Source organism: Leptolyngbya sp. CALU 1928, assembly GCF_056784215.1.
The window spans coordinates 14131-27167 of record NZ_JBXBCE010000003.1; the positions used below are offsets into that span (position 1 = coordinate 14131).

General features: G+C 49.2%; 14 protein-coding genes. 6 read left to right on the forward strand and 8 right to left on the reverse strand.

What is annotated here, in order from left to right; translation table 11 throughout:
- Nucleotides 1-161: 161 nt before the first annotated feature.
- Genes AC1S5B_RS18270 through AC1S5B_RS18285 form a run of 4 tightly spaced genes read left to right on the forward strand, consistent with a single transcriptional unit; the run spans nt 162 to nt 3420 of the window.
- The gene (locus AC1S5B_RS18270; protein WP_482037134.1) at nt 162-668 is read left to right on the forward strand and encodes a hypothetical protein; all 507 of its coding nucleotides are present in this window, start codon (nt 162-164) and stop codon (nt 666-668) included.
- Between the two features lie 38 nt (nt 669-706).
- Nucleotides 707-904: a DUF2997 domain-containing protein gene (locus AC1S5B_RS18275; protein WP_171576491.1), complete on the forward strand. Its 198-nt coding sequence runs from the start codon at nt 707-709 to the stop codon at nt 902-904.
- A 12-nt stretch (nt 905-916) separates the two neighbouring features.
- Nucleotides 917-2551, forward strand: a complete 1635-nt coding sequence (locus AC1S5B_RS18280; protein ID WP_482037135.1) for an AAA family ATPase — start codon at nt 917-919, stop codon at nt 2549-2551.
- Between the two features lie 35 nt (nt 2552-2586).
- Nucleotides 2587-3420: a WGR domain-containing protein gene (locus tag AC1S5B_RS18285; protein ID WP_482037136.1), complete on the forward strand. Its 834-nt coding sequence runs from the start codon at nt 2587-2589 to the stop codon at nt 3418-3420.
- A 15-nt stretch (nt 3421-3435) separates the two neighbouring features.
- Here AC1S5B_RS18285 and AC1S5B_RS18290 read toward each other — a convergent pair whose 3' ends face one another.
- Nucleotides 3436-4242: a hypothetical protein gene (locus AC1S5B_RS18290; RefSeq protein WP_482037137.1), complete on the reverse strand. Its 807-nt coding sequence runs from the start codon at nt 4240-4242 to the stop codon at nt 3436-3438.
- A 131-nt stretch (nt 4243-4373) separates the two neighbouring features.
- Here AC1S5B_RS18290 and AC1S5B_RS18295 point away from each other — a divergent pair, with 131 nt between their 5' ends.
- Together AC1S5B_RS18295 and AC1S5B_RS18300 are read left to right on the forward strand one after the other, a co-directional pair.
- A complete protein-coding gene (locus AC1S5B_RS18295; RefSeq protein ID WP_482037138.1) occupies nt 4374-5906 on the forward strand; it encodes a hydroxysqualene dehydroxylase in 1533 nt (510 codons plus the stop codon).
- Between the two features lie 20 nt (nt 5907-5926).
- Nucleotides 5927-6436: a hypothetical protein gene (locus AC1S5B_RS18300; protein ID WP_482037139.1), complete on the forward strand. Its 510-nt coding sequence runs from the start codon at nt 5927-5929 to the stop codon at nt 6434-6436.
- Between the two features lie 11 nt (nt 6437-6447).
- Here the strand turns inward: AC1S5B_RS18300 and AC1S5B_RS18305 are convergent, their stop codons facing one another.
- From AC1S5B_RS18305 to AC1S5B_RS18335, 7 genes are all read right to left on the reverse strand, one after another.
- A complete protein-coding gene (locus AC1S5B_RS18305; RefSeq protein WP_482037140.1) occupies nt 6448-6774 on the reverse strand; it encodes an element excision factor XisI family protein in 327 nt (108 codons plus the stop codon).
- Complete coding sequence (locus tag AC1S5B_RS18310) at nt 6768-7193, reverse strand: element excision factor XisH family protein (protein WP_482037141.1); 426 nt, start codon at nt 7191-7193, stop codon at nt 6768-6770. The genes AC1S5B_RS18305 and AC1S5B_RS18310 overlap by 7 nt, the downstream gene beginning before the upstream one ends.
- 106 nt (nt 7194-7299) lie before the next feature.
- Entirely contained in the window at nt 7300-7857 is a 558-nt protein-coding gene (locus tag AC1S5B_RS18315; RefSeq protein ID WP_482037142.1) for a hypothetical protein, read from the reverse strand.
- Nucleotides 7858-7932: 75 nt separating this feature from the next.
- Nucleotides 7933-10902, reverse strand: coding sequence for a hypothetical protein (locus AC1S5B_RS18320; protein WP_482037143.1), 2970 nt, complete (start codon nt 10900-10902; stop codon nt 7933-7935).
- A gap of 39 nt (nt 10903-10941) precedes the next feature.
- Nucleotides 10942-11208, reverse strand: a complete 267-nt coding sequence (locus AC1S5B_RS18325) for a hypothetical protein (RefSeq protein ID WP_482037144.1) — start codon at nt 11206-11208, stop codon at nt 10942-10944.
- A gap of 88 nt (nt 11209-11296) precedes the next feature.
- On the reverse strand, nt 11297-11845 hold the full coding sequence (locus AC1S5B_RS18330) for a DUF2252 family protein (protein ID WP_482037145.1): 549 nt from the start codon (nt 11843-11845) through the stop codon (nt 11297-11299).
- A gap of 84 nt (nt 11846-11929) precedes the next feature.
- Entirely contained in the window at nt 11930-13009 is a 1080-nt protein-coding gene (locus tag AC1S5B_RS18335; protein ID WP_482033858.1) for an ISAs1 family transposase, read from the reverse strand.
- Nucleotides 13010-13037: the final 28 nt, after the last annotated feature.

The window sequence follows — 13037 nt, forward strand, 5'->3', positions numbered from 1 at the left end:
CTCTAACCTGCTTTTCTTCACATTTAACGGCGATCGCATTTATCCCATCCCTGCAATCTTTTCGCCCCACCTATACTCACAGCTTGTTTAAGCCAGACTGCATCCAATTCAGTCCTCGTTGCCACATCACAAACCCACCCATTTCTTCGAGGAGCCATGCCATGTCTCACTTCTCCGATATTCGGACTCAACTCAATCACCCACAAGCTCTTGTCAAAGGTTTACAGGCAATGGGATTTGATGTGCAAGCGGTGACACTGACCCCTGAAATGAGCATTAAAGATATCCAAGCGGCTGCGATCGCCTATCAAAACAGCTATAGGGATTCTCGCCGTGCCCATGTGATTGCGCGTCATCGGCAGTTGATGAACAACCGCACTGCGATCGGCTTTCTTTGGGATGCCGTTGCCAATCTCTACACCCTTCAGTGTGACCCATATGAAATTCGTCATAGTCAGTTTGGGCGAGAGTTTGACTATACCCAACTACAAGATGCCGCAATTAAGATTTTGCTCAATCAGCAACTTCAGATGGAGCACGATCGCGCTGCCGTACTGCTGAAGTTCCCAGCGAATCAGTACACCATCACTGAACAACGAATTGAGAACAAAATTACGTTGACAATCAAGCCAAAACAACAACTTCAAACCATTGGCAGCGCCATTTAAGGGTCATTCTACCAATTCATTTATCCCTTAGAACAACCATGCAAACTCCCACAATTATCATCACTCTAGAACTGGGTCAGTCCATCAAAACAGAAGTCAAAGGAGTTCAGGGAGAAGGCTGTAAAGCACTGACCAAACCATTGGCAGAACTGGGCACAGTGGAGAAATTCACCCCCAAGCCAGAGTTTTATGACCAGCCCATTGTTCAGACTAATACGCTGACTCAAAGTCTGTAGGAGAGTTGCTCAATGCCCTTGGATATTTCCCTGATTAGAAACCGCTTGGATGCCGCTTCGGGCGTGCTTGCAATTAACAGTCCAAACGCCGTTGAGGATGAACTGGTCACTAAACTACTGCTAGAAGTTGCCCAACCACTAGAGTACAAACCCTACTACTGGAACTTGAGCAAATCATTGCGGGAAGTCAGCCTCACCCGTGATAAAAGCGGCAAGATTACGGGCATCAAGAAAACTCCAGTCCCAGACTACACCACCGATAACCCAGTGACTGGGCTATTTCAGTTCATTCGCGACTCTAAAGATCATGCCCTATTTTTGATTGCCAATGTGCAGGAGTTTCTGCCCGGAGGAATGCAACCGAACGTCTTTGTTCTGCAAGATTTGATTGACCTCTGCCGGGAGATTAAGCGATCAGATAAGCGCATTATTCTATTGGGCGATCGCCTGCGGTTGAGTCATCACTTTGATGGTGCGATTTTTGAAATTGATAATCCCCTACCGACTGAGGCGGAGCGGGAAAGCAACCTGGAATTTCGACTCGCTGATATTAAAGCCCAGTCCAAAGGCAAGGTGAAATTCAATCTATCGAGCCAGGGACGGCAAAATCTGATCCGAGCGATGGGCGGGATTACCAAAGAAGAAGCTGATGATTTGTTACTAGAAGCCGCGATCACTGATAAGGCGATCACCGATGGCACTGGAGAATTTATCAAACTTCGCCGCAGCGCTAAGTTGCGAAAGCGAGGAGTTGATATTCTCGAACCCCCTCCAGTCAAAGCGGTTGGGCTGGGGAACTTAGACCGATGGCTGGAGCGCAAGGCGAAGATGTTTAGCCCCAAGGCACAGGAGTATGGGCTGGATCTGCCCAACGGCTGTTTGATTGTGGGACCACCGGGAACGGGAAAGACGTTGACAGTGAAGAATATGGCAGCTACTTGGGAAATGCCAGTTTTCGTTATGAACATTGGACGCATGATGGATCGACATGTGGGCGGTAGTGAGGAGAATATGGATCGGTTTTTGAAGGAGATTGAATCTCAGACAGGTATTCTGTTTATTGATGAATTAGACAAGCAGTTTGCCGCGATCGCCGTCAATGCCTTGGGCGGGGATGGTGGCACCAGTCAGCGAATGTTTGGCACGTTCCTGCAATGGCTCAACGATAAACGAGAAAAACGCATCCCGATTTTTGTTGCCGCCACTGCGAACCGGGTGGATCATCTGCCTTCCGAGTTCCTGCGCGATGGTCGCTGGGATGCCAAGTTTTATGTGGGCTTACCGCGCCAGAAAGCCAGAGCCGAGATTCTAAACGTCCACTTGAAGCGCCGCAGAATTGAATTATCAGCAGACGCGATCGCTCGAATTGCCGTAGCAACCGATGGGTTTAATGGGGCGGAACTAGAGCAGTTGGTGATTACCTGTGCTGAAGCCGCCTTTATCGCTGATCGTCCCGGACAGGTGAGCCTGGACGAGTTGATTGAGGCAGCAATGGTTGCCCCGGTGCAGAGCCGTAACCCAGATGAACAAGAAAAGTTACGTCAACTAGAGGATTGGGCGCGGCAGTCTGCCATTCCTGCCTCCCTGGAAGCCGATGAAACGATAGAAACAGCAGAATACAGTTCCGATCGCCGCGCTCGATTCTAATACAAGTTTAGATTTTGGGTTTTGGAGTTTCAGCTATGACAACAAGGACTCGTCCCGATTTAAGTAAGGCAATCCGCACCGTCAAACTCATTTGTGTCAATGCCACCACCAATAGTAATAAGCAGTGGGCAGCCTGGGTACTATCAGATGGCACTTTGTATGTAGAGTACGGGCGGGTCAACTACGCTCAAAAACCTCATGTCTATTCCTGTCGTTCGGTGGCGCTGGCGGACAACAAATTAAACCAGCTCCTCGCTGAGAAGCGCAACAAAGGGTATCGCCCAGTGCAGGTGGAAGACCAACCTCAGATCTTCCTTGACTTCAATCAGTTAGGCAGTGACTATGCTGAGACAGTTCGAGAAAAAATTGACCAACTGGCATCAATGGCAGAACCTGTAATTAACCATACGGCGATACGGTTTGATCGAGATCGCGGCGTGTTTGTGACGCAGATGGGCACTGTCTCTCGCCAAACCTTGACTCAGGCGACGATGGCGCTGCAAAAAATCAAAGCCAGTCTCAATGGAGCGATTCGGCGTGGCTACGAAAGCTCACCCTACTTAGATGCAGTTGAGCAGTACTTAAGTACTGTCCCTTTGCCTATTGGAATGAAGCTTGAAGCCCGTCAGGTACTGGGAAACCTAGATCAGATCACTCAGCAATTTGGGATGTTGCAAACTTTAGAAGGTTGCCTGGGCAAGGTTGAAGAAATTCGGATAATGATTGAGCAGGCGATCTCTTGGGGTGGGGCGGTCGGCAGTGATGAACGTGCCCGCTGGTTAAATTGGGGAGCAACAGAGGAGATAACTGAAATGGAAGAACAAACTGCTTTGGCGGGGGATGAGCGTGCCTGTTGGGTTAGATGGTAACTAAACATCAACTTTTCATGCGGTGACAACTTTGTTGGCAGCATATAAACCTCCCCCCAGGCTCTGCCATTTACCCTCCTTCTTACCAATAGAGAGAACGCTGGCTAATGACACTTTCGCTCGCTTAAAGTCTGAAGCAGAGAGGCTGCCGTACATTTGACTGAGCAGTTCATTTAGGTGCAGTGGCTTTGTCGTGCTTTCTAAAATTTGATTCACTGCATCGGTGAGAGTTCTTCCCTCAAACTTGGGTAGCAGGAGTTCCCGAAACTCCTTAGTTTTACTCGATTTGTCTTTTTTCAGGGTTGATTGATTGGGAAGGTTCGCTTTTTTTGCTGTCGAGGTCCTGGTTTTACCAGCAGTGACTGATTGAGCTTTAGGCTGCGATTTTGAGGAGGTAATTTTTGAGCCTTTGGGTTTGGGTTCCAATTGGGTTGGAGTAGGAGTCGTAGCAATCGGACTTTCAGTAGGGGGATTAAACTCAGACGAAGCAGTTTCATTGGATGCAGCAGGACTCGCAAGGTCATTCGAGAGGTTTACGGCATTGCTGGTTGGAAGTATTGTAGTTTCTACTGTTAGAGATGGGGATTTTCCAGTACCCGCAGTCATTGCGCTCTGCGCTTGGGAGGTAGTTAACCCCAAGGCAACCAATTCGGAGAGTAGAGCCTCGACCCCTTGCAGTTGAAGCGTCTTTTGCTCCACCTGTTGATTTATCCACTTTAGTTCTTCACTCAAGTGGTCTTTCACTTTCTGAAGAGATGAAATAAATGCGACTGCATCAGCTTGAGGCAAGGTTTGGAGATAAGAAGACGTTGAAATTTCCACAACTGGAGTCTTGAAACGATGAGTATTCTGATTCTATGCTGAACTGTTAAAAAGCAGCAATTGATGTTTAGAGGTCATGGATATGGACAAAAACCTTATGCTGTGAGCAGGTGAAACAGATCTCGTAACCCATGAATCAAACTCAAGCGCATCCCAAAGTCGTTATCGTTGGAGCCGGATGGGCTGGCTTAGGAGCCGCCTACCATCTCGCTCAACAGGGATACAATGTCACCCTCCTAGAAGCAGGGGGCTATCCGGGTGGGTTGGTGGCAGGGTGGAAAACGGCACAGGGTCGCTCGGTTGAAGCGGGCATTCATGGCTTCTGGTATCCCTACCGCAATATTTTTGCTCTGGTAAAGCAACTGGGCTTAAGCCCCTTTACCGCTTGGACGCGCTCCGCTCAATACTCACCCGCAGGCTTGGAAGTGGAGTCGCCGATTTTTCAACAGGAACCCCGGCTACCCATGCCATTAGGTACCTTTTTGTATACCCAATTTAAGCGACTACCCTTGAGCGATCGCCTCTCTGCCCTACCTTTGCTTTATGCGATGGTTGATTTTAATAACTCCGATGCCGCATGGCGACGGTATGACCCGATCACGGCTCGTGAACTCTTCAAACAATTTGGCGTGTCTGCACGGCTTTACAAGGAGTCGTTTGAGCCAATGTTGCTGGTGGGCTTGTTTGCACCGGGAGAACACTGTTCAGCGGCGGCAGCCTTGGGAATGCTGTACTACTTCATCCTGGCACATCAACCCGATTTCGATGTGGTGTGGTGTCGTGGCACGGTGGGAGAAATGATTTTTCGCCCCTGGGTAGAGCAACTTGAGCACGCGGGTGGACGGGTACTTACCCAACGGCGAGTGACCGATGTCGTCATCCACACTCAAGAGGAAAGGGGAAATGCCAAACCGCAGGTGACGGGCGTAGTGTGCGGGGAAGAAGTGTTTGAGGCAGATGCGGTAATTTTTGCGGTTGGGATTACCGGAATGCAGAAGATTGTCAGTAGCAGTTCGACGCTGCGTCAGTTCCCTGAGTTCTGTAACCTAATGAATTTGAGTGCGATCGATGTTCTGGCAACCAGGCTTTGGTTTGATCGCAAAGTCTCGGTGCCTTTGCCATCGAATGCCTGCTTTGGGTTTGATGCCACTACCGGATGGACATTTTTTGATCTCAACGCCTTGCACGACGAATGGAAAGCTGCACCGGGCAGTGTCATTGAAGCTGACTTTTACCATGCCAATCAACTGTTACCAATGAATGACGAAGACATCATTGCTAAAGTACACCATGATCTAACGACCTGTGTTCCCCAGTTTCACGATGCCAGGATGATTGATAGCAGTGTTATCCGATTGCCTAAAGCGGTAACGCACTTTTCTCCTGGAAGCTATCAGTACATGTTGCCTGGAAGGACGAGTTTCACCAATGTATTCATGAGTGGGGATTGGATTATTACTCGTCATGGTTCCTGGTCGCAGGAAAAAGCCTATGTGACTGGGCTTGAGGCTGCAAACCAGGTGATTGAGCGCTTTAGCATAGGGACACCTGCCCAAATTATTGCGGTTGAACCGGATGAGCCTCATATCGACCTTGCCCGTAATGCCAATCGTGCCATCAGAGATACGCTCAGCCAGTTTCTACCCACTCCCTGGCTTCCTTAAACTAAAGCGAGATCCCATTAATGGACAGCAACACTCGCCAAGCAAAACTGCGACAAAAGCTGCGTCAACTGAAGCAGCAGCATGACACCCAATTTGCCAAGCAGATGATTGAGCAATTAGGGATTTCAGGCGATCGCGTAACCTGGCTACTGCCAGATGATCCGCAGGCGAGCGACTGTGGGGAGTGGTTGAAGCGATCGTTCCCTTGGCAGTGGTCGCAAATTGATTGGGCAACCGTTCCCGGCAGTATTTGCTATCCGTGTCAAAAAGAGCCGCAGCTTGTAGCAGCGTTCGAGCAACTTTACCAGCAGTTTCAATTAGGCAATCCAATGGTGACCGTGATCTGGTTCAACGCCCGCAATCCCATTTTGCAAATGCAGCTATCGACGGTGCAGCAGAATGCTCTTGCTCTGTTCAACCACGACTGGGATACCTGGATTGGGTCACCCCAAGCAGGGTGGTGCATTGAGTACCATCATGAAGGAACACTGTGCTTTGGGTACGGCGCGATCTCAGATGGCGCTGCTTGATGGAAAAAGAGTCATCCAACAGAAAACTCGGTGTAGTGACGCATCATCGGTGGATCAAAGCCCAAAACAATATCGTGCTTTGGCACGCCTAACTCAACTAACTTGTTCGCAATGCCAACTTCTGTACCATCCTGTTGAATCCAAATCTTGCCATCAATAACATCAAGGTGCAGAACCACACCATAGACCCGCTTTGATCCGCGCCAACCCACATAGACCAATTGGTAACGATCTCGTTCAGTATCAAACAGAGTTTCGGCGTGAATGCGCTCATCCCAAACTGACTCGGCATGTTGAGTCAGCAATTGCCGAATGGACTGGCGGTAAGTGTCTAGCATAGTTCCGGTTGCCAACGTTCAATGACCTCCCGCTCAAGATCGTAGCTTAAAAGATTAAGCTGATTTTGCCCAACAAGGTCTTGGATGAAAGACGTTGCGAAAAATAGTTCGTAAATGCTACTGGGTACTGCCAAATATAACATTCGTTCTGGTTCCTGAATTTGTAGAGCCGCACGATAGGCGATGAACTGTCCAAGCGCACCATAGAATTGTGAAATCTTTGATGGTCCTAAAAAGCTTTTGATTTCAACTGCAATTTTTCGCTCTCCTCGCTGAGCGGCAACGACTTTCTCGGCACCCAGGTCGATCGCTAAGTCAAAGCTACCTGCTTGAAGAGGATAGGGGTCATGAGTGATGAGCCACCCATCTTTCTGGAGGGCAGTAATAACAATCCCGTGAAAAGCATCTTTGGCAGACACAGCGACAGATTATTGACTAAACCACTACAAACCCTTCTCTATTTTGGTGCAACTTCTTAATTTCGGCAGATTTTAAGAGCTACAGGGGTTGGCGATTAACAACTTGTTAAAGGAAGCAATCTGCAATCCAGCCAACTTGATAAGCATCCAACTTGTTTTGAGCCGTTGAATCGGTTGTTGGAGCCAGCGGCATCGGGTTAATCGATTCATACCACACGACCCCATCACTTTTGATTCTTTGCCCGGTCAGCCAAATCGTTTGTCCAGACTCAACAGCACCCAAAATTGCACTGGAATCTAGCGTCGGATACTGCCTGAAGTTCGCCCCGCTGCTAGGTGATCCATTACAATAGGCAGGAATCGGATAGGTTCGATAAGAATCTTTCCATCGACTACTGGGGTTACCAGATGCACTTAGGGATGGATTGGCTTTGGGCACATAAGGAGTCAGTTCAGAATTAGGGATGGTTATCTGCGGACTTATTTCTCCTTGTGTTGGATGATTAGTCAAAGGTAGATGACCAGACCCATAAGCACCTCTGGACTCTTTTGTATTGGCATAAAACGCAACTCCAGCCACACCTACTACCACAAGACCTGCCAGGGTCAGTAGCGAGTTGAATAACTGCTTTCCTCGTGCTGATGAAGTGCTGTTCGTCATCATTGACCTCCTTGTTAGGAGAAAGAATGTCCACTGAGAAATGAATACTAAAGTTGTTCAAAACGCTTTAGCTAAAACTTACTGATTCATGTCTTTAATCAGTTTCTCGACTAAATTCTTGACTCCTCCTTTGCCGTTGTAAGGCTTGGAGTGTGGGTTAATAGCGTTTCCCCAAATTGCCGTGCAAATCTCAAACGGCTTTGTGTACCCTTGCCCAATGAGTTGAGTGATTCGCTCTTGAGCGCTCTCGAATAACCTGGCTGGTTTTGCCGTAGAAGACCAGGGCAAAACATACAAACTATCGGTCTCACGTGCGACATCACTCGTAGAAGTTGGAGGGAAAGAAGGAGAGGATTGATCAAGGTTTGCAGCGGCAGTGAGATCTGCATTTTGAGGGTTAAATGGCGGCAAAACCTGACCATCCTCCCCAAGCCTCTCAACCTCCCCAACCTGGTCAACCTGGTCAAAACCTGCTTCTGGTGGGGGGATATCCGAGGAAGATCTGTCAACCTCATCAGGTTGCCAGTCTTGATCCTCACTAAAACCTTGATCAACCTGCCCCAAACTGTTCTCTGAGGAAGCTTTTAGGTCATCTTGAGAGCTATCTTCACCCTGGTTAAAGCCCAATCCTTGAAGTAACTGTGCCACTTGTTCAGGAGGAAGGTTGTTCAGGTAAGGGAGCTTTAAATCAAACTCACCCTTGGGGGAGTCCTCAACCTGATCAACCTCAGAGTCAGCAGAGGGATGAGACGAATCAAAGGTTGTCTCAACATGAGTCTGGTCATCCAGATTAATCGTATCTAAGTCTTCATCTCTGATAGTTCCATTTACAGGTTCTGGTTTTGATAAATGGGAGGTAGTAACGCCATTGACGGCATAGGTGCCAGGAGTAGGCATGGAAGCAATAAAGGGACGTTTTCCAGGCATTTTAACCAAACAAAAGTATGAATCGCCGCGTGCAACCCGCAGGTGATATTGAGCCAACCAAAACTCTTTATCAGTGGAGCTAACTTTGCCTTTCAATTCCTCATCCAAAGCGCGAGGAATGTTCTCGCCGATGAAGATGTTGACGGATTGATCAAAATCATCTCGGTTGAGTCCTAAACGGCTACACAATGGGGATTGTGCAACGTATAACACCTTCAATCCCTTGCCTTTCTTCTTGGTCAGCCCACGCCCCAGTTTCAAGCCTTTCCGCAACATCCGCGCCAGGTTTCGTTGCATCGAGAGTTGCCCGCGTCCAGGGGGATCACTGTCATCTCGCAATCGAGCTTCATCCATCAAGATTTCGGCTTCATCAAGGGCAAAGAGTTCTGCTGGAAACTCGCGAATGGCTCTCCCTGCGTCTTTATCTAACCGCGCTTGAATAAAGCGGGAATCTACTAATCGCTCCAACTTGCCTACCCCGACTAAGCACTCCTCGGCTCCCTTGAAGTTCGGTTGAAAGGTCGTCCATTCGGTAAAGGGATATTTCGGGTCAGCTAGCGTCACGCTTAACGTGCCAAACACAGCTTGCAGCGACCCAACCAGGTTATCTGCCAGGGCAGATTTACCAGAGTCAGTCGGTCCAGTAATCCGAAAGTGATTGCCTATTTCTGCGACCACCAGCAGCCAATCGGGTTCCGCTTCAAGGACTTGCGGTTCTTTCGCCCGTTTACGCTCTTGGGCTTGAGCTTCCCAATCAATTCCAGAAATATCGATCGCAAGCTGAATGCCGCCATAGACCATTTCTGCTTGAGGCTTGGAGGCACAGCCGTTGACGACATTCTTGATGCCATCGAGCAGCTTGGTTTGAATCAGCTTAAAGGCATCGACTAGATTGGTGATGTATTCCGGTTCATCGTCACCCCGGTTCTGGTTAAGCACCGGATCAAGGGGGAGGATGGTGAAGGTCAGTTCAAACTGATTGTGGGGTTTTGGTTCTACCACGGGGCGCTTGGCAATAATGCCATGCCTGTAGAGCAGATCAATCACTTTATCTGCCAGCAATTCTTCGTGGGTGGCACCGGGCGTTTTATCAGGCTGCTTGAGCCTGTACGCCTCGGTCATTGCCTTGTTTGCCAGGGCGGAGTAAAGCTGTTCGCGCTCTGACCACAATCGCTCAAAGTTTTCCATCGTCTGGGCTTCAAGCTCTTTGAGCCTTGTCTCTTCTGCCAGCACCCGCTGCTCTAGTTGGGCATCAAAAGCCAGTTCGCGATCGCGTAATGCCTGTTCCCGCGTTTGAAGCTCCTGGAGATGCTCTTGATATTGCTGGGCAAGACTGGTTTCTAAAGTCACTTCTCGTGACTCTAGAGCCTCTTTTTGCTGGGTTAAGGACTGTCTTTGTTCCGCTAGCCAATGGTCCAGTTGCTGGTGCTCTGCTTGAAGTTGCTGTCGCTCAAGTTCTAATTGCTCCTGCTGGCGCTGGAACTGCATTTCTTTGAGGGCAATGGTGTCTCGCTCCTGGTTCAGTTGCTCCAATGCGGCGGATTGTACCTGGGTCAACTCCAGGTTTAGAGCCTCTACTTGATGTTGCCACAGGGTTGCATCCCCTTGCGAGTGCTCCATCTGGGTACGGAATTGCCCAAGCTGTTGCTGGTGACGATAGGTCAACTGATCTACTTGTGCTTGAGCGGCGGCAAGATACTGCTGATGAATTGTTTGCCGATCATCTTGATGCTGAAGTTGCAGCTGATAAAGGTGACTTTCGTATTGCTGCTTTAAGCGAGTTGCTGTAGTAGTAATAGCCTCTTGAACCTGCATCTCTAGGCTGTTTTGCCATTTTTCTTCTTCTGCTTCAATTTTGCCGTATAGAGCAACGGCGGCAAACGCGGACGTTAAGCCGCCCCATTGCAACAGATTCCAGAACCAACGGGTGTTTGGGTTAGATGGAATCACAAAGGTAAAAACAGCAGCGATCGCCAGTGCCGTTAACCCATGCGCGGTTCGTTTGAGGTAGCCGGCATCGGGTTCTGACGGAGCGATCACAGCAGACGCACCTTCATACCGGGTGTTCTCAGTAGTCATCGAGAATTCGGGGGTAGCGCCACCATAAATCTGATCAACCATATGAACCTCGCGTTGGCTTGCGTTGAAAAGAAAGACAGGTTAGCCAGGAAGCATGAATTGCCAGAGGCTGAGGGCAAACCCTGCTAAACCTGCTGGAGCATAGAGGTTGAGGGAGGTTTGATAGTCTCTCCAAAATCGGCTTCCCTGAAGCACCGTGGAATAGAAAAGCATCAGCCCACCCAGCACAGTAACCAGGAAAATTGCCAGGTTGGGCAGTGGGAGTTGTGATTCCAAAATCCACTGCACCAGCGTCGTGCTGCGGTTTAGCAAGAAGAAGGTGGCAACGGCGATCGCTAAGCGGTTCATTAGCACTCCAAATCGTAAAAAGCTGCTTCCAGGCAGAGGTTGAGAAGATCCATCGAGGCAATGGCAAGATGGGGAACAACGGCAGCCCTTATTGAAACAACTGCCGGACATTGCCCTCGAAGCCCCGTTCAACTTTGGTGGCTTTTGCTCCAATCCCTCCAGTGGAGTAGTTGGCAAACTGCGAAATCAACCCGCGCAGTTTCAAGATTTCCTGGTCGTCCAGATTCTTTTGATCCGTCGAATCCACCTTCATCTGCATGGCTGCAAGCTTGGCAGCAATTCCTTGACGATGGAGATCCCATTCAAAGGGAGCCGCTGCTGCATCGTCAAATGCCATTGCCGCTTGAAACCGCTTTTGGATAAGCTTGTTGACGACCATTGAAAAGTCTTGTTTTGTCATTTCAACGCCCACTTCAGCAATGCCAACCTCAATTAGACGTTGGTCGAGCACATGGTAGTCACGAGACAGTTCACCTTGAGCGATCGCCAGCATCACTCCTCGATGTTCGCGTTTGACCTTCTCTAAAGCAACTTGAAACTCAACCTCGGTCAGGTGCCGAATTTGAGGTCGCTTTTGGTATGGCGTAATGGAGGGGCGATGGCTACTGGGTCTTTGAGAGTAGTTCGGTTCTTTCATCGCATTAAATTCTCGCTTTGAGTAACATCAAAAGTTGGGTGAATTAAAGCAGCCACCGGACCCCTTGGAGGCAGCAGGGCTGATTCATTGGCAGAAGGAAAATAGGCGAGGGATATCATGAGCAACCTGTCGAATCGCCTGAGTCAAAGAGTCAAACCCATGCTGCCGGAAGAGATTAAGGGCAAAGGTTCGCACAATTGCCATATTAATCAAAGCGTGACCCTCACACAGTGGAGTCGTATCTTCTTGAAAGACCACATCTTTACACCAGTGGAGGCGATTCTCAATGTGCCAATGCTGCCGGATACGACGGGCAAACTCGGCGGCATCGGTTGCCAGCGAACTGATATAAAACACCGTCTGTGAAACGGGTATGCCTGCTCTTAGTCCGGTGCGTTCGACCCGAATCACTCGTTTAAGAGCGACCCAACTTGGGTCAATGGTGGCACTTGGCTCCAATACACACACACGGCGTTGGGTTGAGCGATTGCGCGTCCGCTCTGAGTCCACGTGACAACTGAGGGGAGACGAGTGTTCAAACTGCTGCTGGATTTGGGCTAATAATTTGGGTTGATTCCCTTTGATGGCAATTAAGTAGTGGTTCTGACTGGCTATAATTTGCTGAACTGTTTTTTTTTTGGCGTGCAGGGCATCAAAACTAAAACACACCCCTTGCAACTGAAGGTGCTCCAACAAGGTTTGTACCGTTACAATTTCACTACTCGTTTTGTTGTGCATGGATTGCACCCCAACGACCAGTCCCAGTCGAGTGCTGACCACCGACACCACACTGACAAAATCTTGATACGCCTGGTCGTAATCTCTCAGACTGACTCGGATGCTCTTGCCGTCAACGGCACAAGCGGCTTGCTCTTCCAGCTCAACCGTTTCCTGTGCCCATTGATTGAAAACCTCGGTTAACGCCTCAAAGTCCACTCGCACCAAAGCGCGGCGAATCGTCGAGTAGCAGGGTAACCGCTCATAGGGCACTTCGAGTACCCCTAACAATTGGGTTTGATGGCGCTCCACAAAGCACGCGATCGCTCGATACCCCACACACCCGCTCATCGTTGCCATCAGTACCAGCAACAAAATCACCCACAATGGATACTGGGGTTGGGTTCGATAGTCTCGTACTTGTTTGAGAGCATCAATCAGGCTCATGGCTAGCTAGGGGTGAAAGAGCATCACC